At 66.0% G+C, this 21,064-nt stretch carries 18 protein-coding genes; 7 read left to right on the forward strand and 11 right to left on the reverse strand.

Going from position 1 to position 21,064, the window contains the following annotated elements:
- Positions 1–296 precede the first annotated feature (296 nt).
- From NX862_RS03240 to NX862_RS03255, 4 genes are read left to right on the forward strand one after another with little or no spacing between them, the layout of a single operon-like run.
- A complete protein-coding gene (locus tag NX862_RS03240) occupies positions 297–1,898 on the forward strand; it encodes a L,D-transpeptidase family protein (protein WP_264492428.1) in 1,602 nt (533 codons plus the stop codon).
- Positions 1,899–1,901: 3 nt separating this feature from the next.
- Positions 1,902–2,945 (forward strand): UDP-3-O-(3-hydroxymyristoyl)glucosamine N-acyltransferase, encoded by a 1,044-nt coding sequence (gene lpxD / locus NX862_RS03245; RefSeq protein WP_264492429.1) that lies wholly within the window; start codon positions 1,902–1,904, stop codon positions 2,943–2,945.
- The gene (locus NX862_RS03250) at positions 2,942–3,169 is read left to right on the forward strand and encodes an acyl carrier protein (protein WP_264492430.1); all 228 of its coding nucleotides are present in this window, start codon (positions 2,942–2,944) and stop codon (positions 3,167–3,169) included. Before lpxD ends, NX862_RS03250 begins: the two co-directional genes overlap by 4 nt.
- Before the next feature lie 8 nt (positions 3,170–3,177).
- A complete protein-coding gene (locus tag NX862_RS03255; RefSeq protein ID WP_319800861.1) occupies positions 3,178–4,314 on the forward strand; it encodes a beta-ketoacyl-[acyl-carrier-protein] synthase family protein in 1,137 nt (378 codons plus the stop codon).
- Between the two features lie 16 nt (positions 4,315–4,330).
- Here NX862_RS03255 and NX862_RS03260 read toward each other — a convergent pair whose 3' ends face one another.
- Entirely contained in the window at positions 4,331–4,942 is a 612-nt protein-coding gene (locus tag NX862_RS03260; protein ID WP_264492432.1) for an invasion associated locus B family protein, read from the reverse strand.
- Between the two features lie 535 nt (positions 4,943–5,477).
- On the opposite strand from NX862_RS03260, the gene NX862_RS03265 reads away from it, so the two are divergent.
- Positions 5,478–7,106, forward strand: a complete 1,629-nt coding sequence (locus NX862_RS03265) for a helicase HerA-like domain-containing protein (protein ID WP_264492433.1) — start codon at positions 5,478–5,480, stop codon at positions 7,104–7,106.
- Positions 7,107–7,450: 344 nt separating this feature from the next.
- Here NX862_RS03265 and NX862_RS03270 read toward each other — a convergent pair whose 3' ends face one another.
- The 4 genes from NX862_RS03270 to NX862_RS03285 are packed head-to-tail and all read right to left on the reverse strand — an operon-like array spanning position 7,451 to position 11,353.
- Positions 7,451–8,755: an HlyC/CorC family transporter gene (locus tag NX862_RS03270; RefSeq protein WP_264492434.1), complete on the reverse strand. Its 1,305-nt coding sequence runs from the start codon at positions 8,753–8,755 to the stop codon at positions 7,451–7,453.
- 1 nt (position 8,756) lies between these two features.
- Positions 8,757–9,692 carry a site-specific tyrosine recombinase XerD gene (locus tag NX862_RS03275; RefSeq protein WP_264492435.1) on the reverse strand — a complete coding sequence of 312 codons (936 nt, stop codon included), beginning with the start codon at positions 9,690–9,692 and terminating at the stop codon, positions 8,757–8,759.
- 1 nt (position 9,693) lies between these two features.
- Positions 9,694–11,229, reverse strand: coding sequence for a hypothetical protein (locus NX862_RS03280; protein WP_264492436.1), 1,536 nt, complete (start codon positions 11,227–11,229; stop codon positions 9,694–9,696).
- The gene (locus tag NX862_RS03285) at positions 11,219–11,353 is read right to left on the reverse strand and encodes a hypothetical protein (protein WP_264492437.1); all 135 of its coding nucleotides are present in this window, start codon (positions 11,351–11,353) and stop codon (positions 11,219–11,221) included. The genes NX862_RS03280 and NX862_RS03285 overlap by 11 nt, the downstream gene beginning before the upstream one ends.
- Positions 11,354–11,490: 137 nt before the next feature.
- On the opposite strand from NX862_RS03285, the gene NX862_RS03290 reads away from it, so the two are divergent.
- Positions 11,491–12,120 (forward strand): shikimate kinase, encoded by a 630-nt coding sequence (locus NX862_RS03290; protein ID WP_413694527.1) that lies wholly within the window; start codon positions 11,491–11,493, stop codon positions 12,118–12,120.
- 11 nt (positions 12,121–12,131) lie between these two features.
- Positions 12,132–13,244 carry a 3-dehydroquinate synthase gene (aroB, locus tag NX862_RS03295; RefSeq protein ID WP_264492439.1) on the forward strand — a complete coding sequence of 371 codons (1,113 nt, stop codon included), beginning with the start codon at positions 12,132–12,134 and terminating at the stop codon, positions 13,242–13,244.
- A gap of 48 nt (positions 13,245–13,292) precedes the next feature.
- Here the strand turns inward: aroB and NX862_RS03300 are convergent, their stop codons facing one another.
- From NX862_RS03300 to gyrA, 6 genes are all read right to left on the reverse strand, one after another.
- Positions 13,293–14,153 carry a lysophospholipid acyltransferase family protein gene (locus NX862_RS03300; protein WP_264492440.1) on the reverse strand — a complete coding sequence of 287 codons (861 nt, stop codon included), beginning with the start codon at positions 14,151–14,153 and terminating at the stop codon, positions 13,293–13,295.
- 1 nt (position 14,154) lies between these two features.
- A complete protein-coding gene (locus NX862_RS03305) occupies positions 14,155–15,006 on the reverse strand; it encodes a DMT family transporter (RefSeq protein ID WP_264492441.1) in 852 nt (283 codons plus the stop codon).
- Positions 15,007–15,316: 310 nt separating this feature from the next.
- On the reverse strand, positions 15,317–16,141 hold the full coding sequence (gluQRS, locus tag NX862_RS03310) for a tRNA glutamyl-Q(34) synthetase GluQRS (RefSeq protein ID WP_264492442.1): 825 nt from the start codon (positions 16,139–16,141) through the stop codon (positions 15,317–15,319).
- Positions 16,132–17,454, reverse strand: coding sequence for a methylenetetrahydrofolate--tRNA-(uracil(54)-C(5))-methyltransferase (FADH(2)-oxidizing) TrmFO (gene trmFO / locus NX862_RS03315; protein ID WP_264492443.1), 1,323 nt, complete (start codon positions 17,452–17,454; stop codon positions 16,132–16,134). Before trmFO ends, gluQRS begins: the two co-directional genes overlap by 10 nt.
- A 258-nt stretch (positions 17,455–17,712) precedes the next feature.
- Positions 17,713–18,027, reverse strand: a complete 315-nt coding sequence (locus NX862_RS03320) for a hypothetical protein (RefSeq protein ID WP_264492444.1) — start codon at positions 18,025–18,027, stop codon at positions 17,713–17,715.
- 102 nt (positions 18,028–18,129) lie between these two features.
- Positions 18,130–20,850, reverse strand: coding sequence for a DNA gyrase subunit A (gene gyrA, locus NX862_RS03325; protein WP_264492445.1), 2,721 nt, complete (start codon positions 20,848–20,850; stop codon positions 18,130–18,132).
- Positions 20,851–21,064 lie beyond the last annotated feature (214 nt).

A 21,064-nucleotide genomic window follows, 5' to 3' on the forward strand; every position in this document is an offset into this window, starting at 1 on the left:
AAAAATCGCTGAACGTCAGGGCGAACTTCTGCCGAAAATTCCCCCTAAATGTGAAGCACTGCGAAAAACCCTTTGGCGGTCCGGGTCACGCCCGCGTGAAAACCCGGGAATCGGCCGTGAAACCCCCTGATTTCCTCGCTTATCCCGGGGTGCGCGGTTTGCAATGCGGGCCAAAAGCGATTACCCTTTCGCATAGACAGGCCATGCCGGTGCCGACAGGCGCGCGTCAGGGGTCAGGAAAGCGGAAAACGGGTCGGGCCTTGGGCCGGATGCGGAACTGGGTTGGGATTGGAACGATGAGCTTTGGATTGAACCGGCGCGGCGCGCTGAGCGTGATGGCCTCTGGCCTGGCCCTTCTGGCCGGCGGGCCGCTGCGGGCCTCCACCTTGCCCACAGCCTATACCCAGGCCCTGGCCGAAGAGCTTGCCGATCTGACCGCCGCGCAGGACTTCTATGCGACGCGCGGCTATGCCAGCCTTTGGACCGGGCCGCAGGACGCCGACCGCCGCGCCCTTGCGCTGGCCGCTTTCGACACCGCCCGCGACCATGGCCTTCCCGTGCCGCGCTATGATGCGGGTGCCCTGCGCACCGCCATGGCCGCGGCCCAGACCGAGGGCGACCTTGGCCGGATCGAGGCGCGGATGACCAAGGCGGTCCTCTCCTTTGTGCGCGACCTGTCCTCGGGCGCCCTGACCCCGTCCAAGATCGACGACGGCATCAAGCGCGAGATCGTCCGCCCCGACGAGGCCCTGACCCTCTCGCGGCTGGAAACCGGGCTTGGCGACCTTCTCTCCAACCTTGCCCCCCAGGCGCCGGAATATGCCCGCCTGATGGCCGAAAAGTTCCGCCTGGAAGACATTCTGGCCCGGGGGGGCTTTGACAGCGCCGCCCCCCTGTCCGAGACCGAGCCCGGCACAACGGGCCCCGCCGCCGTGGCCCTGCGCGACCGGTTGATCGCTTTGGGCTATCTGCAGGCCTCTTTCACCGAAACCTATGACGCCGAGTTGAAGGCCGGGGTCAGCCGGTTCCAGATGGCTCATGGCATCCTGCCCGATGGCGTTGTGGGCAAATCCACCGCCGAGGCGTTGAACACCCCCGCCGACGCAAGGCTGAAATCGGTCATCGTCGCGATGGAGCGTCTGCGCTGGATGGGCAATGCGCCGCTGGGCGCGCGTCACATCCGCGTCAACCAGCCCGAATACAAGGCCCGCGTCATTGACGACGGCGCGGTCACGTTTGAAACCCGCGTCATCATCGGCAAGACCGGCCATGACACCGCCAGCCCGGAATTCTCCGAGCTGATGGAGTTCATGGTGATCAACCCGACCTGGTCGGTGCCACGGTCCATCGTGGTCAAGGAATACCTGCCGCAGTTCCAGAAGAACCCCGGCGCGCAGCGTCAGTTGCAGCTGATCGACCGGTCGGGGCGCGTGGTCGACCGCTCTACTGTCGATTTCGCGGCCTATACGCCCGGCAACTTCCCCTTTGCCCTGCGCCAGCCGCCCGAGGATGGCAACGCGCTTGGCAAGGTCAAGTTCATGTTCCCGAACCAGTGGAACATCTATCTGCATGACACGCCGACCAAGCCCCTGTTCGCCAAAGAGGTGCGCGCGTTCTCGCATGGGTGCATCCGCGTGGGCTCTCCGTTTGATCTCGCCTATGTGCTGCTGGCGCGCCAGACCGATGACCCCAAGGCCCTGTTCAAGGAACACCTGGACACCGGGCGCGAGACGACTTTGAACTTCGACACCCCGATCCCGGTGCATCTGGTCTATTTCACCGCCTGGCCGGACGAGACGGGGCAGATGAACTGGTTCCGTGACATCTATGGCCGCGACGCCAAGTTGGCAGATGCCCTGGCCGAGGCCGGGGCCGATTTCGGCGGCACCCAAGCCTAAGCCATGTTCACCGTGGCACAGATCGCGGCGGCGATGGGCACGCCCTTTGAGGGGGCGGGCGACCTTGTGATCGCGCGCGCGGCAGAGCCTGGGACGGCGGGGCCGGACGACCTCGCCCTGGCGATGAGCCCGCGGTATGCCGAAGGCTTGGCCGCGGGGCAGGCAAGGGCGGCGGTGGTCTGGCCGGGTGCGGACTGGCGCGGCATGGGGCTGCAAGCGGCCATCATCGCGCCGCGGGGCCGGCTGGCCATGGCGGGGCTGACGCGGGCCCTGGACCCCGGTCCGGCGATTGCCCCCGGTGTGCATCCGATGACCGTGGTCGACCCCTCGGCCCAGGTGGGTGAGGGCGCGGCCATCGGCCCCTTTGTCGTCATTGGCCCCGGCGCGCGCATCGGGGCGGGGGCGCGCATCGCCTCTCATGTTTCGGTCGGTGCGGGGGCGGTGATCGGCCGCGACGCCCTGATCCACGAGGGCGCGCGGATCGGCCATCATGTCATCATCGGCGACGGGTTCATCTGCGGCCCCGGCGCGGTGATCGGCGCCGACGGGTTCTCTTTCGTCACCCCCGAGGTCTCAGGCGTCGAAGAGATCCGCCAGACCCTTGGCGTCAGGGCAGAGATCAAACCGCAATCCTGGGAGCGCATCCACTCGCTTGGCTTGGTTGAAATCGGCGACGGGGTCGAGATCGGGGCGAATTCGACCGTGGACCGCGGCACGATCCGCGCCACAAGGATCGGCCACCGGACCAAGCTGGATAACCTTGTCCATGTCGCCCATAACGTCGAGGTCGGCGAAGATTGCCTCTTGTGCGCCATGGTGGGCATCGCCGGAAGCTCTCGGATCGGCAACCGGGTTGTGCTGGCGGGGCAGGTGGGCGTGGTGGACAATGTCTTTGTGGGCGATGATGTGATCACCGGGGCGGGGACGCTGATCATGACCAATGCGCCGGCGGGCCGCGTGCTGCTGGGCTATCCCGCCGTCCGGATGGAGACCCAGATCGCCATGCAAAAGGCGCTGCGCCGTTTGCCGCGCCAGGCCAAGCCATGATCCGCGACCGGGTTCTTGCCATCCTTGCCGCTCAGGCGCGGGTCCCGGTGCAGGCGCTGGACCTGTCGCTTCCCCCCGCCGCGCAGGGGCTGGATTCCGTCGCCATGGTCGAGGCGCTTTTCGCCATCGAAGAGGCCTTTGACCGCGCGCTGCCCTATGAGGCGGAACAGGCGCCCGCCACTTTGGGCGATTTCCTGACCCTGATCGAGGCCCGCTTGTCGTGAGACGGGTGGTGATAACCGGCGCAGGGGCTGTGACCCCGCTGGGTGATCTGGCGCAGACCCTGGCCGCGATGGCGGAGGGCCGCGTGGCCATCGGGCCGCTGGACCTGCCCGACCTAGACCGGCTGTCGATCCGCATCGGGGCAAAGGCGCAGGTGCCCGATCTGGACCTTGGCGCCTGGGCCGATCCCTTTGCCACGATGGCCGTGGCCTCGGCCCGTGCGGCGGTGGCGGGGGTGGACCTTGACCCGGGGACCGGCGTGATCCTTGGGTCGGCCGGGGGGGGCTTGCAGACCACCGATGACGCCTATCGCGCGGTCTATCAGGCGGGGCGCGACCGGGTGCATCCCTTTACCGTGCCGCGTCTGATGGCCTCGGCGGCGCCGTCGCTGGTGGCGCGTGACTTGGCGCTGACCGGGCCCGCCTTCACCGTGGCCAGCGCCTGCGCCTCGTCGACCCATGCGATCGGTCTGGCCTTTCAGATGGTCCGCGCTGGGGCGCCGATGATGCTGGCTGGCGGCGCCGAGGCCATGCTGACCTTCGGCGGCATCAAAGCGTGGGAGGGGCTGCGCGTCCTGTCCCCCACCGCCTGCCGCCCGTTTTCCATGGGCCGCGACGGGATGGTCATGGGCGAGGGCGCGGGCGTCTTTTTGCTGGAGGACCGTGCCCATGCCCTTGCCCGCGGCGCGCAGATCCTGGCCGAGATCACCGGCTTCGCCATGAGCGCAGAGGCGGGCGACATGGTCGCGCCCTCGGCCGAGGGGGCCCAGGCGGTGATCCGCGCGGCCCTGCAGGATGCCTGCCTGACGCCCGCCGACATCGGCCATGTCAACGCCCATGGCACCGGCACCCAGGCCAATGACCGCTGCGAGGCGGCGGCGATCAGGGCGGTCTTTGGCGATATCCCGGTGACGGCCACGAAATCCCTGCATGGCCACCTGATCGGGGCCTCGGGCGCGGTCGAATTGCTGGGTGTGCTGCTGGGGCTTGCGGGGACGATCCCGGTGACGGCGGGCTTTATCGGCCCCGATCCTGCCGCCCCGGTCGATCTTGTGACGACGGCCCGCAGGGTCTCCCCCCGGGCCGTGATCAAGACGTCTTTCGCTTTTGGCGGCCTGAACGCAGTTCTGGTGCTGCAGCCGGGATGATTGCCCCGCCGCCCGCTTATTGTGCGACAGCCGCGATGCCCGCGGTAAAGCCTTTGAGCGAGATGGCGATCTTTACCGTCTGATCGGCGGCCGCAGCCGGAACGATGGTCAACGTCGCCTGGTTCCCGTTTTCCATCGCCTTGACCTCATCGGCGGTAAAGCCGACCTTGGCCACGCAGCCGTTGATGTTGCAATAGCTGTAGGGGTAAAGCTTGCCCTGGTCGGCATCGACGCTGACGCGCAGGTTTGCGGTCAACAGCGTCTCCAGCGGCACGACGACGGTGGCACCGGCCACGGCCTGGCCACCCGCGGGCAGGCCAAAGAAGCTGATCTCTGCGACCGGGCTGCCATCGGCGCCCAGCAGCAGCTGATACAGCTGGCAGGGGTCCTTGCCCTCGGTGGCCTTGATGCAGCGCTGTTCCCAGGTCTCGAACTTGGCGGCCAGATACAGCTGGCCGGGCTGGGCGGTGGTGGCATCGGGCATGGCGGGGATGCCCATCGACACTTCGGGCACGGCGGGGGCGGCGGGGGCGGCCGAATCAGCGGTGGCCTCTTGGGCGGCGCCGGGAAGGGCTGCCAGGGAAAGGCTTGCGAAACAGAGGGCGGCCAAGGCGGGCAGACGGGTCATATCGGTGTCCTGCGGAAGGTCAATTCGCGCCTGCTTTACCATGCACCGCGCCCGCCGTCAGGCCCATTTCGCACGATAGGCGGGCTTTGCGCACCTGGCTTGCGCAGATGTGAGCGGTAACGGCGAAGCTTTTGACCAAGCAGGAAAATCGGGCCCCAAAAAGGAAAAAGGCCCGCGGCAGAGCGGGCCTTTTTCAATGTCTTTATTGCTCCCTGTCGGACTGGCCGACTTCATGGATTGGACGTTATGTCGGGACGCATCAGGCGTCAACAGGCTTTGTGACAGGTTGTGTCAATTTCCTCTCGGTCTCGTGAAGAGAGGGGGCTCGTGAAGAGAGGGGGCTCGTGAAGACAAGACCGGTCCCGTGAGGACAGAAAAAAGCCGCACCCGAAGGTGCGGCAGTCTGACAGGGAGGAAGTCACCGGGCGGCAACCAGAGGGTCGCAGGCCCGATGAGTTGGTTATGGCGGTTAATGGTTAAGGATGTATTATCCGCCCGAGCGAAAGAGAACAAAAAGTGGCCGGGGTGATTAAAAATGGACGGGATTTCCGCAGACCGGATTTTTGCAGGCGGCGGCGGCGAGGCCTATGGGCTGCCGCAAAACCTGCTGTTGAAATACGGCAACCGGCATGGGTTGATTGCCGGGGCGACGGGCACGGGCAAGACCGTGACGCTGCAGGTTCTGGCCGAGGGGTTTTCGGCCGCCGGTGTGTCGGTCTTTATGGCGGATGTGAAGGGGGACTTGTCGGGGGTCGGGGCTGCGGGCAGCGCCACCCACAAGCTGCACGAGGCCTTTGCCAAGCGCGCCGCCACTATCGGCTATGAACTGACCTATCGGCAATATCCGGTCTGTTTTTGGGACATCTGGGGCCAGGTGGGCCATCCGATCCGCGCCACGGTCGCCGAGATGGGGCCGCTGCTGCTTGCGCGGATGCTGGACCTGAACGAGGTTCAGGAAGGCGTGTTGAACGTCGCCTTCCGGTTGGCGGATGAAGAGGGGCTGGCTTTGCTGGACCTGAAGGACCTGCAGGCGCTGTTGGTCTTTGTGGCCGAACATGCCGAAGAGATCTCGCGCCGCTATGGCCTTGTGGCGGGGACTTCGGTGGGGGCGATCCAGCGGCAACTTCTGGTGCTGGAAAACCAGGGCGGGGCGGCGATCTTTGGCGAACCGGCGCTGGAGCTGGCCGATCTGATGCGGGTCGATGCGCAAGGCGCCGGGCTGATCAACGTGCTGGCCGCTGACAAGCTGATGCTGACGCCGCAGCTTTATGCGACCTTTCTGTTGTGGCTTTTGTCCGAGCTGTTCGAGACCCTGCCCGAAGTGGGCGATGCCGACAAACCGAAGCTCGTGTTCTTTTTCGACGAGGCGCATTTGCTGTTCAACGATGCGCCGAAGGCTTTGGTGTCCAAGGTCGAACAGGTGGCGCGGCTGATCCGCTCCAAGGGGGTGGGGGTCTATTTCATCAGCCAGAACCCGGCCGATATCCCCGAAGCGATCCTGGGGCAACTGGGCAACCGGGTGCAACACGCGCTGCGCGCCTTCACGCCCAAGGATCAAAAGGACCTGGAGAAGGCCTCGGAAACCTACCGCCCCAACCCGCGGTTCGATACGGCGACGGCGATCCGCGAAGTGGGGACGGGCGAGGCCGTGACCTCGTTCCTGGAGGATAAGGGCATCCCGGGCGTGGTCGAACGCACCCTGATCCGCCCGCCGCAAAGCCAGCTGGGCCCGATTTCGCCGGAGGCGCGGGCGGCGGTCATCGCGGGATCGGCCTTGGCCGCGAAATATGCGCGGGCCGTGGACCGCGAGAGCGCCTATGAGCTTTTGCAGGCGCGGGCGGGCGTGGTGCAGCCCGCCGCAGCCGCTGTGCAAGACAGGGCAGAACCTGGGGCCGCTGTGTCTGGTGGGGCAGGGACTGGGGCTCCGGTCTACAGTTCGGCGCGCCGGATCGGGGGGGGCGCCATCGGGGGCGGCGGCGTGGGGGGCGGCGCCTACGGGGCATCGAGCCCCTCGGCGCCGGCTGCCGCAGCGCGGTCCCCCGCCAGTTCCAGATCGGACAGCCTGGGCGAGGCTTTTGCGAAGAGTTTCGCGCGTCAGATGGGCACGCAGACCGGAAAAGCCATGGTGCGTGGCATCCTTGGCGGGCTTTTCGGGAGGCGCTAGGGCTTGTGGCACCCCCGGAGGGCGCCGCCCTCCGGACCTCCCGGAGATATTTGAGTCAATGTGAAAGGGGGGGCGGGCTTTCTTGCGGCGGGGTTGGGCCTGAGCTTGGCCGTCCGGTTTGCGGCCCGCCGCGCTCCGGGCTTGACCCGGAGCCTTGACCCGGAGCCTTGACGCGGTGCCTGCGCCGTGTGGACTGTGTTCAGGGGGCTGCGTTCAGAGGGCTGTGCCCCGAAGGCTGCGCCCCGTTGGCCGCCGGTTTCCGTGCAGGCGGGGCGCAAACGTCAAGGGCCGGGGGCCAAGTTGCGGGACTCAAGGCAGGCCTCAAGGCAGGCCGGGCCGCGGCTTCAGAGCTTGCGAATACGAATCCGGGTCAGGCGGTTTTCGCGGCGTGTCACCACCTCGAAGCGGAAGCCGTGGAAGGAGAAGGCCTGGCCTTGCACCGGGATCATCTGGGCCTCGTGGATCACCAGGCCTGCGATCGTGTTGGCCTCTTCGTCCGGCAGGTTCCAATCCGTCGCCCGGTTCACGTCGCGGATCGTCATGGCGCCCTCGACCGTCACCGCGCCATCCTCGTCGCGCTTCAGCTTGGCGGCATTGTCCACCTTGTCGAATTCGTCGGTGATCTCGCCCACGATTTCCTCAAGGATATCCTCCAGCGTGATCAGCCCCTGCAGCCCGCCATATTCATCGACCACCAAGGCGAAATGGGTGCGCCGTTTCAGGAACTCGCGCATCTGTTCGTCCAGCGTCGTGGTGTCGGGGATGAAATAGGGCTTCATCGCCACCTTGACCACGTCCAAGGCCGCCAAGGCCTCTTCGCGGGTCGGGTGCAGGTGGATCAGGCGGTCGACCTCTCGCAACAGGTCCTTGGCATGGATCACGCCCAGGATATTCTCGTCGCTGTTGCGATAGAGCGGCAGGCGGGTGTGGCTGGAGGCCAGGACGCGGCCCACAAGGTCATCGGGGGGCAGGTCGGCATCGACCATCTCGCAGTTCCGCCTATGGCGCATGATCTCGTCGACCGTGCGGTGCGACAGGTCCAAGGCGCCCAAAAGCCGGTCGCGGTCCTCTTTCTCCACCGCGCCTTCGGAATGGCCCAGCGAGATGGCGCCGGCGATTTCATCGCGAAGCGCAAGGATATGGCTGCCCGGATCGGGGTTCAGGCCAAAGGGGCGCAGGATGGCGCGCACCAGGGCCCGGACCGTGGAGACCACGGGCGAAAACAGCACGATCAGCACCCGGATCGCCGGGGCCACGCGGATCGAGACGGCGACCGGGTTCAGGATGGCCACCGTCTTGGGCAGGACCTCGGCAAAGACCAGGACCAGGACGGTGACGATGACGGTGGCAATCGCAACGCCTTGCGTCCCGAAGATGCCGGTCAACAGCGCCGTCGTCAGCGCCGCGTTCAGCGTGTTGGCGACGTTGTTGCCCAACAAAAGCGCGCCGATCATGCGCTCGTTGTCCTCTGACACCCCCAGCGCCGCGATGGCGCCCCGCGAGCCCTTGTCGGCCTGCCCCTTCAGCCCGGCGCGCGACGCGGCGGTCAGGGCGGTTTCCGAGGCCGAGAAGAAGGCCGAGATCACCAGGAGCGCGGTGACGGCCAAAGCGGTCAGCACGAGTTCGAGGTTTGCGGCGATCCAGTCCATGTTATTCCTTTAGCTCCGGGGCTTTCTTGGCAAGCGGATGGTGGTTCAGCACCAGGTCCTTGAGGTGGTCTTCCAGGACATGGGTGTAAATCTCGGTGGTCGACAGGTCGGCATGGCCCAGAAGCGTCTGGATCACCCGCAAATCCGCGCCACCGGCCAGCAGATGGGTGGCAAAGGCATGGCGCAGCACATGGGGCGACACCCGGGTCGGGTCGATGCCCGCGCGCAAGGCCATGTCCTTCAGCAGCACAAAGAAGTGCTGGCGCGTCATATGGCCCTCTTTGCCCGGGCCGGGAAACAGATAGCGGCTGACCGGCTTGCCCGCGCGCCGCGCCAGGTCGTCTTGCGCCTCGCGGTCACGCAGCCAGAAGGTGACGGCGATGCGCGAGGGGTCGGACAGCGGGGCCAGACGCTCGCGCCCGCCCTTGCCGCGCACCAGGATCATCCGCGGATCGCCCTTGACCGCCGCGATGGGCAGCGTCACCAGTTCCGTCACCCGCAGCCCGGTGGCGTAAAGCAGCTCGATCAGCGCCAGGTTGCGGCGGCGGTCTTGCGGGGTGCGGCCGATCTGGCCGGCCTGGTCGATCAGCGCGGTCACTTCTTCGGGCGAGAGGGTTTTGGGCAGGTGATGGGACGCCCCCGGACCCGAAAGGCGGATGGCGGGATTGTCGGTGCGCCAGCCCTCTTCGACGGCAAAGCGGTAGAACTGCTTGATGGATGACAGCCTGCGCGCCCGGGTCGCCTTGGACAGGCCCTGGGCGTCGCAATGGGCAAGGTAATCCTCGACATCCGCGCGTGAGGCTTGAACCAGATCGGTGCAGTGTTCGGCGAAGTCCATCAGGTCGCGGCCATAGGCCAGCGAGGTGTTGCGCGCCGCGTTCTTTTCGGCGGCCCCGGCCGAGAGGAAGGCAGAGATCGCTTGTGCCGGATCGGCCATCCTAGCCCCTGCGGTCCAAAAGCAGCACCTGAAGCGCCGCGCGCCGTGCAGGTTCGACCTGGCCCAGGCGGACCAGCACCGAAAGCCCCTCGGCCAGGGCATGGTTCTCGCCCGAGGCGCCGGCGCGGATCAGGGGCAGGGCGGTCAACAGCGCCTCGCCCACCCGGCCCTGGTCGATCAGCGCCTGGATCTGCAAGGGGACCTCGGGGGCGGTGAAGGCACGGGCGATGGCGGCCGAGGTGTCATCGACCGGCGTCACCCCGGCAAGCGCGCCCTGCGCCAAGGCCAGGCGGAAGGCGCCTGCCGGATCGGCCGAGGTCAGGCCCACCGTCAGTTTCGGCGCATCGGGCGACAACAGCAGGATATCGCGCGCCGCCGCCGCAGACTCGCCGGTCAGCGCCATCCCAGCAAGGTCGGGCGCATAGATCGTGGCAAAGGGCACCTCCAGCTCGGCCTGACGCATCAGCGCCCAGGCGGGCGGCAGGGCGCGCATCACAAGGCGCGGGTCGCGGGCGGCCAAGGCGGCCTCCAGCGCCTGAACCGCGGCGGCGCGGTCCCAGACCCCGCCCGAGGCCGCGGGCTTTTCCTGCGTGTAAAGCCCCAGCAGCAGGTTCGGCGCCACAACCCCCAGCCGCGACAGCCGTTCGGCCGCATCCAGCTGCGCCTTCCAGCCCGCCGAGGCGTCCAGATCGGCATAGGTAAAGGCCAGCGGCAGGCTGGTATCCGGCAGGGGCTCGCCGATGGCCTGATACATGCGAAAGATCAGGGGCGTGACGGGTTCCGGCATCAGGGGGGATACCGCATCCTCGTCCAGGTCGGGGTTCATGAAGCGCGCCAGAAGCACGGCCTCTTCCGCCGTGACATTGCCAAGCGCGCGGGCGGTGTCCAGCGTCAGTTCCGCCGTGGCGAAATCTCCGGCGCGGGCGAGGCAAAAGATGCGGGTGGGCAGGGCAGGCGACAGGCCCGGCGCGCTGGCCAGAGCCTTGCAGGCGCGGTCCTCGTCGCCGATCAACAGCGTCACGTCGAAATAGCGCCGGAAAATCTCGGGAGAGCGGGTGGCGCCGGCGGTGTCCAACAGCGCCCGCGCCTGATCCAGCGCCCCCCGGTCCATCAGCGTGTCGACCCGCATCAGGAACAGGCTTTCGCCGCGGGGGATGCCCATGGGCGGATCGGCCTCGGCCAAAAGAAGGCTGATCAACAGCGCCTCGACCGCCGGAAGATCGGGGCCGCGGTCGGCCAGAAGCGCGCCGATGTCCTCCAGCCGCGCAGCCCCCCACAGCGCCTGGGGAAAGCCGGTGGTCAGCGGCGTCAGCAGCCCCAGCCCATCGGTCGACGGCGCGCCAAGGGTCTGGGTCGACACCCCCTCTTCGGTTTGCGGCGTCACGGGCGGTTCGGGCGTCACGGGCTGCACGACCGGGGTGGCGAGCGATTGCGACAGCCAGTCGATGGCCGACAGCGGCGTTTCCTGCGCCTGGGCCAAACCGGGGATCAGGGCCAGACTGGGGATCAGGGCCAGCACAAGGGCTTTAGTCCGCATGAAGCGTCACCGGAACCTTGACCTCGGATTGGGCGGGCGTCAGGTCGGCCAGATAGGCATAGGCTGCCAGTCCCGCGACCCCAAGCAATGCCAGCACGACCAAAGCCATGACCAAACGTCCCATTTCGCGCCCCTTTGACTGCCTCGGACCGAGGCCGCTTCCGGGCCTCTTCGCATACGAATATATATGGCTTTTGTCGCGACTTCACGCCATTCAGGACATAAAGTTGCACCCTGAGGCGGCATTATCTTGCCTTGGGGATGGGGGAAAGGGGGAACACGCCGGTGTTGAAGAAGACCGTGGTCCTTGTGGGCATGATGGGGGCGGGCAAGACGGCGGTGGGGACCGCGCTGGCCCGGGCGCTGGCGGTGCCCTTCCTTGATTCGGACGAAGAGATCGTCAAGGCCGCCCACCGATCCATCGCCGAGATTTTCGAACGCGATGGCGAGCCGTTCTTTCGGGCGCGCGAAACCGAGGTGCTGAACCGCCTGCTGCATGGCGCGCCCTGTGTGCTGTCGACGGGGGGCGGGGCCTTTCTGGCGCCGGCCAACCGGGCGCTGATCCAGCAAGCGGGCGTATCGGTCTGGCTGCGCGCCGATCTGGAGCTGTTGTGGCAGCGCGTCCGCCACAAGACGACGCGCCCCCTGCTGCGCACCCCCAACCCGCGTGAGACCCTGCGCGGCCTCTATGAGGCGCGCTTGCCGTCCTATGCTCTGGCCGACCTCGCCGTGGATGCCGCGCCCGACTATTCGGTCGAAGAGATGGCCGAACGGGTGGCCCAGGCCCTTGCGACGCGGCCCGATGTCTATGCCCCCGAGGCCTCCAAGTCTGACGCCACAAGATCGGGCGCCACAAGATCGGGCGCCTTCAAACCCGCGGAGACGGAATGACCCTTGCCCCCATGACCCTTGCCCCCATGAATCTTGTCCGGGTGAACCTTGGCGCCCGGTCCTATGATGTGCGGATCGGGCCGGGCCTTTTGTCCCGCGCGGGCGCCGAGATCGCGCCGTTGCTGCGCCGCAAACGCGTGGCCATCGTCACCGATGCCACCGTGGCGCCCCTGCATCTGGCCACCCTGCAGGCCGCGCTAGAGGCCGAGGGCATCGCCCACACCGCCCTGACGCTTCCGGCCGGAGAGGCCACGAAATCCTGGCCGCATTTCGCGACCTGTGTGGACTGGCTCTTGGACCAAAAGGTCGAGCGCAAGGACATCGTGGTGGCGCTTGGCGGCGGGGTGATCGGCGACCTCGTGGGCTTTGCCGCCGCCGTCCTGCGCCGCGGGGTGCGCTTTGTGCAGCTGCCGACCACGCTTTTGTCCCAGGTGGACAGTTCGGTGGGCGGCAAGACCGGCATCAACTCGACCCATGGCAAGAACCTGATCGGCGCCTTTCACCAACCCAGTTTGGTTCTGGCCGATACCGCGATCCTGTCCACCCTGCCGCAACGCGACCTTTTGTCCGGTTACGGAGAGGTGGTGAAATACGGGCTTCTGGGGGATGCGGGGTTTTACGACTGGCTGGAGACCCATGCCCCCCGCCTGCGCCACGACCCCTCGGCGCTGCTGCATGCCGTCACGCGGTCGGTGCAGATGAAGGCCGAAATCGTCGAGCGCGACGAGACCGAAGAGGGCGACCGCGCGCTTTTGAACCTGGGCCATACCTTTTGTCACGCGCTGGAAAAGGCCACGGGCTATTCTGATCGGCTGTTGCATGGCGAGGGGGTGGCGATCGGCTGCGCCTTGGCCTTTGAACTGTCACAGCGGCTGGGGCTTTGTTCGCAAGAGGCGCCCAGCCGCGTGCGGGCGCATCTGAAGGCCATGGGGATGAAATGCGACCTTTCCGACATCCCGGGCGATCTGCCGGGGGCCGAGGCGCTTTTGGGCCTGATGGCGCAGGATAAAAAGGTCGTCGACGGCCAGTTGCGGTTCATCCTGGCCCGCGGCATCGGTGAGGCCTTTGTGGCCGCCGATGTGCCCTCTGAACCCGTCCTGCACCTGCTGCGCGATCATTTGTAGGTCGCCAAGCTGCCTGCCAGCGGCGATGGGTCCATAACCCCAACAGACTTATCGCCAGCGGCGATGGGTCCATAACCACTGCTCGGGATGCTGGCGCACCATGCGGCCCAGGCTGTCATTGACGGCCTGGGTCATGGTGCGGGCGTCGGTATGGGGGATCGGCTCTTCGACGACCAGTTCGAAGGACAGGCCATCGGGCTGGCGGATGCCATAAACCGGCACCAACAGCAGGTCGTATTTCAAGGCCATCGCCGCCATCGCGGTCGAGGTCCGCGCCGGGCGGCCCAGAAAATCCAGATCCTCGCCCTGGTGATAGAACTGGTCGATCAGCACCCCCAGGATGCCGCCCTTCTTCAGATGGGTGACAAGGCCCGCAAGCTCTCGCCTTTCCCGCCCGAAAAGCGGCTGGGAAATCGCCCGGATCGTCGCCGAGAAATGCTTGTCGAAGGCCACATTCGACTGCGGCCGATACAGCGCCGCCACCGGATGCCCGCGCCCGTCCAGCATGGCACGCGCAATGTCGTGATTGCCGAAATGACCCGAGATCAGGATGACGCCTTGTCCGCGCGCCTGGGCCTCCAGCACCTTGTCCAGGCTGCCGCGCAAGGGCGCATTGGCCACCCGCGCCTTGAAGGCCGCCGGAGAGTATAGCTCGGCCAGCGTCCGCCCCAGGTTGTCGCAAACCCCGGCGGTGATGCGGGCGACCTCGGCCGGGGGCAGGTCGGGCCAGATCAGGCCCAGATGCTGCGCAATGCGCCGGTCATAGCCCGCCAGCGGCCCGACGATGCGCCGCAGCACCCAGCCGCCCAGGGGCACGCGCCAGCGGTAAGGCAGGGCGCGCAACAGGCCGATCACCGCAAGGGCGAAAAGGTTCTGTCCGCGTTCGCTCCAGTCCTGGCGCCAGCCCAAATTACGCTCCCGTTTCCTTGCGCCAGACATAAATCCCCGCGAGCGCGATCACAAGCGCCCCGCCCAGCGTCGCAAGATCGGGCCATTGGCCAAAGACCGTGACCGACCAGAACAGCGCATACACCATGTCCAGATAGCCGAAAGGCGCCAGCACCGAAGCCTGGGTCAGCGAATAGGCCCTGATCGTCAAAAGCTGCGCCACCGCGCCCAGCAGACCCACGGCGGCGAAAAGCCCCAGGTCGGGCAGGGTCGGCGTCAGCCAGCCCCAGGGCAAGAACGCGCTGGTCACAAGGGTGCCAAACAGGGCGGAATAGAACATCGCGGCCCAGGGGCTTTCATGGGCGCCAACGCGGCGGGTCAAAAGCATGTTGCCGGCATAGGAAAAGGCGCACAGGATCGGCAAAAGCGCCGCCGCGCTGAAGACGCCCATCCCCGGCCGGATCACGATGATCGCGCCGACCATGGCGATCCCAAGGCCCAGGATGCGGGCGCGGGTCAGCCTCTCGCCCAGGAAAAGTGCTGCGCCCAGGGTGATCAGGACCGGGTTGATCCCGGCCAGCGCCGTGGCCTCGGCCAGGCCGATCTGGGTCAGCGACAGAAAGAACAAGGCCGTGGCGCCCAGCTGCGTCAGGGACCGCGCCAGATGCAGGCCGGGAAAGCGCGTCTTGACCGCCAGGCGCAGCCGCGGGCCAAGGTAAAGCATGACAAAGATCAGCTGGCCGATGTTGCGCGCCCAGACCACCTGCGCGGTCGGATAAAGCGCCACCAGGTGCTTGGCCAGCGCATCCATCGCGGTAAAGGCAAAGATCGCCGCAGCCAGCAGGCCGATCCCCTTCTTGGTCGTCTGGTCCATCGGGTCCCGCCTGTCCTTCCGGCAAACTGTCCTTCCGGCTAACTGTCCGGCCGGCTTCCTGTCGCGGGCAGACCCTAGGCGGGGTGGGGCGGGGCTTCAAGGCGATTTGATCAAAGGTTCAGCTTTCGGGGCGGGCGGATCAATCTGGCGGTCTGGTCTGGCGGTCTGGTCGGGCGAATGGGGCTGGCCGTCGGTCCTGCCGTTCAGGGGGAGAGGTCCCGGGTCAAGCCCGGGACAGCGCGGTGTCCGGCCTTTGGGTGGGCAACCCCTGCGCCCTTTTACCCCAGAGCCGTTCCTCCCCAGCGCCCTTTCACCCCAGCCCCACCATCCGGCGGATGTCTTCGGGACTGGCCCCCTCGGCCCGGTATTTCGCCAATGCCCGCGCATCGTCGCGCTTGGCGAGCCGCTTGCCCGCGTCATCCCGGATCAGCCCATGGTGAAGATAGTCGGGCACCGGCAGGCCCAACAGATGCTGCAACAGGCGGTGGATCGCCGTGGCCTCGCGCAGGTCCGCCCCCCTTGTGACCAGCGTCACGCCCTGCGCCGCATCGTCCAGCACGACCGACAGATGATAGGACGTCCCGAAGTCGCGCCGCGCCAGGATGATGTCCCCGATGCCATCGACATAGGCCGCGGCAAGGGTCGCAACCGCGATGCCATCATCATGAAAGAAAAGCGTATCAAGGCCTTGCACGGCTTTCTTCATGTTCAGCCGCAAGTGCTGGTCCAAGGGGCGCGGGCCAAGGGGCACCGCGCGGCAGGTGCCGGGATAGACCGGGCCGTCCGGCCCCAGGACGCCCTCTTGCGGCGCGCCCAAGGCCTCGTCGATGTCGCGCCTTGTGCAGCGGCAGGGGTAAAGCAGCCCCCGCGCCCAAAGCGCATCCAGCGCCGCGTCATAGGCCGGCTGGCGCTGGGATTGCCGCATCACGCTGTCCCAGGTCAGGCCAAGCCAGGCCAGGTCGTCCAGGCAGGCCCGCTCCCAGGCGGGCTTGCTGCGCTGGCGGTCGATATCCTCGATCCGAAGCAGGAACCGCCCCCCCGAAGCCCGCGCCCGGTCATGGGCAAAGATCGCCGCATAGGCATGACCCAGGTGCAAGGGCCCGGTGGGCGAGGGCGCAAAGCGCGTCACAACCAAGCTTGGAACGCCTCCTTCGCCCGGTCGGTATAGGCCTTGTAGCGGTCGGCGCGCCCCTTGCGCCCGCCGCGCGCGTCGATGGGGGGGAAGAGGCCGAAGTTGACGTTCATCGGCTGAAAGGTCTTGGCCTCGGCGTCGCCGGTGATATGGGCGATCAGCGCGCCCATGGCCGTTTCACGCGGGGGCGGAGGCAGCACGCGCCCCAGCATCTCGGCCGCGGCCATGCGCCCGGCCACCAGCCCCATGGCGGCACTTTCCACATAGCCCTCGACCCCGGTGATCTGGCCTGCAAAGCGGATATTGGGCCGCGATTTCAGCCGCATCTGATGATCCAAGAGCGTCGGAGAGTTGATGAACGTGTTCCGATGAATCCCGCCCAACCGGGCGAAGGACGCCTCATGTAGGCCGGGAATCATTTTCAGAACAGTGGCTTGCGCGCCATACTTCATCTTGGTCTGAAAGCCCACGATGTTGTAAAGCGTCCCCAGCTTGTTGTCCCGGCGCAGCTGGACCACGGCATAGGGTTTGACCGGGTTGTGCGGATTGGTCAGGCCCACCGGCTTCATCGGGCCAAAGCGCAAGGTCTCGCGGCCGCGTTCGGCCATGACCTCGATCGGCAGGCAGCCGTCGAAATAACCTGCAGTTTCACCTTCGTGGAACTCGGTCTTGTCGGCCGCCAGAAGCGCGTCGATGAAGGCGTAATATTGCTCGCGGTCCATCGGGCAGTTCATATAGGCGGTCTGTTCCTCGACCGTCTCGCCCTTGTCGTAGCGGCTTTGCATCCAGGCCACCGACATATCCACGCTTTCGGCATAGACAATCGGCGCGATGGCGTCGAAAAAGGCCAAAGACTCCGCCCCCGTCGCCGCCTTGATGCTTTCGGCCAGGGCGCCAGAGGTCAAAGGCCCGGTCGCCACGATCCATTGACCGTCCGAGGGCAGTTCGGTGACTTCCTCATAGCTGACAGAAACCAGCGGATGGGCCTTCAGCTTGGCCGTCACATAGGCGGCAAAGGGCTCACGGTCGACGGCCAGCGCGCCGCCGGCGGGCAGGCGATGCGCCGTGGCGGCCTCCAGGATCAAGCCGCCCGCCGCCCGCATCTCCCAATGCAGAAGGCCGACCGCGTTTTGCTCGTGGTCGTCCGAGCGGAAAGAGTTCGAACAGACCATTTCGGCGAAATCGCCGCTGCGGTGCGCGAAGGTCCCCTTGAGGGGGCGCATTTCGTGGATGACGACGGGCACGCCCGCTTGCACGGCGGACCAGGCGGCCTCAGAGCCCGCCATGCCGCCACCGATGATGTGTAAAGGTTCCATGGGGGGGATTTAGGCGCTTTTGCCGGCCAAAGAAAGAGCGAGGGCCTTGCAGGCCCGCGGCCAAGTCAAAAAAGCGCGGCACGCCGCATCCAGGCGCGGTTGCGGGTGGGGCACACCCCAGCACTAAAGTCAAAGCGGGGTGGGGCACACCCCCGAACCCACCCGAAGAGCGGGGGTTTCACACCCCCGCACCCCCGTGGAGTATTTGAGTCAATGTGAAAGCATGAAGGTCGGGCATGGTCCGGTTGGTGGACGTCCTCATGCCTTGCAGCGGCTTTGAAGAGCGGCGCGTTCCTGCGCGACATAATCCCGCGGCTCTTCTCCGTGATAGCGGCCAAGCGCCGCTGCCCTGTCGAAGAACCCCGGCGCGGGCAGGTCGGGCGTCAGACGGGCGCAGACCAATGCGGCGCGGAAAGGATGTCCTTTGGCCGCATCCTCTTCCATCAGGGATTCCAGCGCTTCGGTCAGGCGAGAGAGCGGCGCGACGTCAAGGTCTTTGGCCAAGGCGCCATAGGTCGTCGCCGTGCCCGTGCGGATCAGTTGCGAAAGGCGCTCTGTCAGACCAGGAAGCATGGCGCGTCTTTCATACTGGCCCAAGTATTCCGGGGTATGCCACCGGTTCAAGAACCGATGGCACCGATGGCATGGGGGGCCGCGCCCCCGGGACTTTGCCGCCTAGGCTTCGCTTTCCACGATGCGGGCGACCGAGACGACCTCTTCTTCGCCGCCGGTGTTCAGCACCTTGACCCCGCCCGCGCCCCTTGACCGGAACGAGATCTGGTCGACCGGGACCCGGATCGACTGGCCAGAGGAAGTCGCCAGCATGATCTGATCGCCAAGCTCCACCTTGAACGAGGCGATCAGGTTGCCGCCGCGCATCGCAGGGTCCATCGCCCGCACGCCCATGCCGCCGCGTCCGCGCACCGGGTAGTCATGGCTGGACGACAGTTTCCCGGCTCCGCTTGTGGTGATCGTCAGGATCAGGTCTTCGGCCGCCGACATCTCGGCATAGCGTTCGGGGGAAAGCTGGCCCTCGGCCTCGGCGCCGTCTTCGGGGGCCTCTTCCTCGTCGGCTTCGACCTCTTCGGTGACGCCCGCCATCAGGCGACGCTGTTTCAGATAGGCTTCGCGCTCGGCCGGGTTGGCTTCGAAATGGCGGATCACCGACATCGAGACGACCACATCACCCTCGGCTAGGCGGATGCCGCGCACGCCCGTGCTGCCGCGCGACTTGAAGACGCGGATTTCGGTCGTGGAAAACCGGATCGCGCGGCCCAGGGCCGTCACCAGCATCACATCATCGCTGTCCGAACAGATGGCGGCGTTGACCAGGGTCACGCCCTCGGGCAGGTTCATCGCGATTTTGCCGTTGCGCTTGACGTTGACGAAGTCGCTCAGGTCGTTCTGGCGCACATCGCCATCCGAGGTCGCAAAGACGATCTGCAGGTCGTCCCAGTGATCTTCGGGCGCATCGACCGGCATCAGCGCCGCGATGGAAACGCCGGTCTGGATCGGCAGGATATTGACCATGGCCTTGCCGCGGGCATTGCGCCCCGCAAGCGGCAGGCGCCAGGTTTTCATTTTATAGACCATGCCATCGGTCGTAAAGAACAGCAAAGGCGTGTGGGTGTTGACGACAAACAGCGTCGTGACCACATCGTCTTCCTTGGTGTCCATCGCGGCCAGACCCTTGCCGCCGCGGTTTTGCGCGCGGAACTCGGCCAGAGGGGTGCGCTTGATATAGCCGCCAGAGGTGATCGTGACGACCATATCCTCGCGCTCGATCAGGTCCTCGTCCTCCATATCGCCGGCCCAATCGACGATCTCGGTGCGGCGGGGGACGGCGAAATTGGTCTTCACCTCGGTCAGCTCGTCCGAGATGATCGACATGATCCTTTCGCGCGAGCCCAGAATCTCCAGGTAGTCCTTGATCTTGGCGGCCAGCTCTTCCAGCTCGTCGGTGACTTCCTTGACGCCCAAAGCGGTCAGACGTTGCAACCGCAGTTCCAGGATGGCGCGGGCCTGGGTTTCGGACAGGTTATAGGTCCCATCGTCGTTCATCTTGTGGCTGGGGTCGTCGATCAGCCGGATATAGGCTGCGATGTCGGCGGCAGGCCAGCGGCGGGTCATCAGCTTTTCGCGCGCCTCAGAGGCATCGGCCGAGGCGCGGATCGTGCGGACGATTTCGTCGACATTGCTGACGGCGACGGCCAGACCGCAGAGGATATGGCTGCGTTCACGCGCTTTGCGCAGTTCAAAGGCGGTGCGGCGGGCGACCACTTCTTCGCGGAAGGTGATGAAATGCGTCAGGAAATCGCGCAGAGACAGGGTTTCCGGGCGGCCACCGTTCAAGGCCAGCATGTTGCAGGCGAAAGACACCTGCATGGGCGAAAAGCGGAACAGCTGGTTCAAGACCACGTCCGGCGTGGCGTCGCGCTTCAGTTCGACGACAACCCGCACGCCGACGCGGTCGCTTTCGTCGGCCACCGATGCCACGCCTTCGATCTTTTTGTCCCGCACCATCTCGGCGATCTTTTCGATCATCGAGGCCTTGTTGACCTGATAGGGGATCTCGTCGACGATGATGGCAAAGCGGTCCTTGCGCAGCTCTTCGACATGGGTTTTCGCCCGGATGATGACGGAACCACGGCCCTCAAGATAGGCCTTGCGCGCACCCGAACGGCCCAGGATCAGGCCCCCGGTGGGGAAGTCGGGGGCCGGGATGATCTCCATCAGCCGTTCCATCGACAGGTCGGGATCGGCGATCAGCGCCAGGGTGCCGTCGATGACCTCGCCCAAGTTGTGCGGCGGGATACGGGTCGCCATGCCGACCGCGATGCCCTCGGTGCCGTTGACCAGCATGTTGGGAAAGCGGGCAGGCAGGACGGTGGGTTCGCGGTCCTTGCCGTCGTAATTGTCTTGGAAATCGACAGTGTCCTTGTCGATATCGGCCAGAAGAAAGGCCGCCGGTTTATCCATCCGCACTTCGGTGTAGCGCATGGCGGCGGCCATATCGCCGTCCATGGAGCCAAAGTTGCCCTGACCGTCGAGAAGCTTGAGGCTCATGGAAAACGGCTGCGCCATCCGCACAAGGGCATCGTAAATCGCGCTGTCGCCATGGGGGTGGTATTTCCCCATCGTGTCACCCACCGGGCGGGCGGATTTGCGATAGCTTTTGTCGTGGGTATTGCCCGATTCCTGCATCGCAAACAAAATGCGCCGATGCACAGGTTTCAGCCCGTCGCGCAGATCGGGGATCGCCCGGCTGACGATGACCGACATGGCATAGTCAAGATAGGCCGACTTCATCTCGGTCGAGATGTCGATCTGCGGACCCTTATGCGGGTTGATCGGGGATTCTTCCGTGTTTTCAGGAGCTTCGGGCGTATCGGTCAAGGGGTCTGCCTTTGCGGATGGCTTGGCCATATCTGGTTGAGGCGCACTTTACCCCATACCACAGATAGGGTGCAAGGCGGGGTTTCAGGGCTTTTGGCAGCAGGCCCATCAGAGTGCCAATATATTGTTTTCATTGATTTTTCAGATGTGGGTGGAATCATCATGAAACGGGGTTTTCCAGATCCATGTCTGGAGTGCCCTGTGGGCGCTGGAT

Source organism: Stagnihabitans lacustris, assembly GCF_025950525.1.
Classification (GTDB): domain Bacteria; phylum Pseudomonadota; class Alphaproteobacteria; order Rhodobacterales; family Rhodobacteraceae; genus Stagnihabitans.

Excerpts from the sequence above, each read along its gene's own strand:
- NX862_RS03275 (WP_264492435.1), bottom strand. The coding sequence starts at position 9,692 with ATGGCCGATCCGGCACAAGCGATCTCTGCCTTCCTCTCGGCCGGGGCC.
- NX862_RS03280 (WP_264492436.1), bottom strand. The coding sequence starts at position 11,229 with ATGCGGACTAAAGCCCTTGTGCTGGCCCTGATCCCCAGTCTGGCCCTG.
- trmFO (WP_264492443.1), bottom strand. The coding sequence starts at position 17,454 with ATGGAACCTTTACACATCATCGGTGGCGGCATGGCGGGCTCTGAGGCC.
- NX862_RS03320 (WP_264492444.1), bottom strand. The coding sequence starts at position 18,027 with ATGCTTCCTGGTCTGACAGAGCGCCTTTCGCAACTGATCCGCACGGGC.
- NX862_RS03250 (WP_264492430.1), top strand. The coding sequence starts at position 2,942 with ATGATCCGCGACCGGGTTCTTGCCATCCTTGCCGCTCAGGCGCGGGTC.
- lpxD (WP_264492429.1), top strand. The coding sequence starts at position 1,902 with ATGTTCACCGTGGCACAGATCGCGGCGGCGATGGGCACGCCCTTTGAG.
- NX862_RS03305 (WP_264492441.1), bottom strand. The coding sequence starts at position 15,006 with ATGGACCAGACGACCAAGAAGGGGATCGGCCTGCTGGCTGCGGCGATC.
- NX862_RS03240 (WP_264492428.1), top strand. The coding sequence starts at position 297 with ATGAGCTTTGGATTGAACCGGCGCGGCGCGCTGAGCGTGATGGCCTCT.
- NX862_RS03290 (WP_413694527.1), top strand. The coding sequence starts at position 11,491 with ATGGGGGAAAGGGGGAACACGCCGGTGTTGAAGAAGACCGTGGTCCTT.
- NX862_RS03270 (WP_264492434.1), bottom strand. The coding sequence starts at position 8,755 with ATGGACTGGATCGCCGCAAACCTCGAACTCGTGCTGACCGCTTTGGCC.
- NX862_RS03285 (WP_264492437.1), bottom strand. The coding sequence starts at position 11,353 with ATGGGACGTTTGGTCATGGCTTTGGTCGTGCTGGCATTGCTTGGGGTC.
- aroB (WP_264492439.1), top strand. The coding sequence starts at position 12,132 with ATGACCCTTGCCCCCATGAATCTTGTCCGGGTGAACCTTGGCGCCCGG.
- NX862_RS03265 (WP_264492433.1), top strand. The coding sequence starts at position 5,478 with ATGGACGGGATTTCCGCAGACCGGATTTTTGCAGGCGGCGGCGGCGAG.
- NX862_RS03260 (WP_264492432.1), bottom strand. The coding sequence starts at position 4,942 with ATGACCCGTCTGCCCGCCTTGGCCGCCCTCTGTTTCGCAAGCCTTTCC.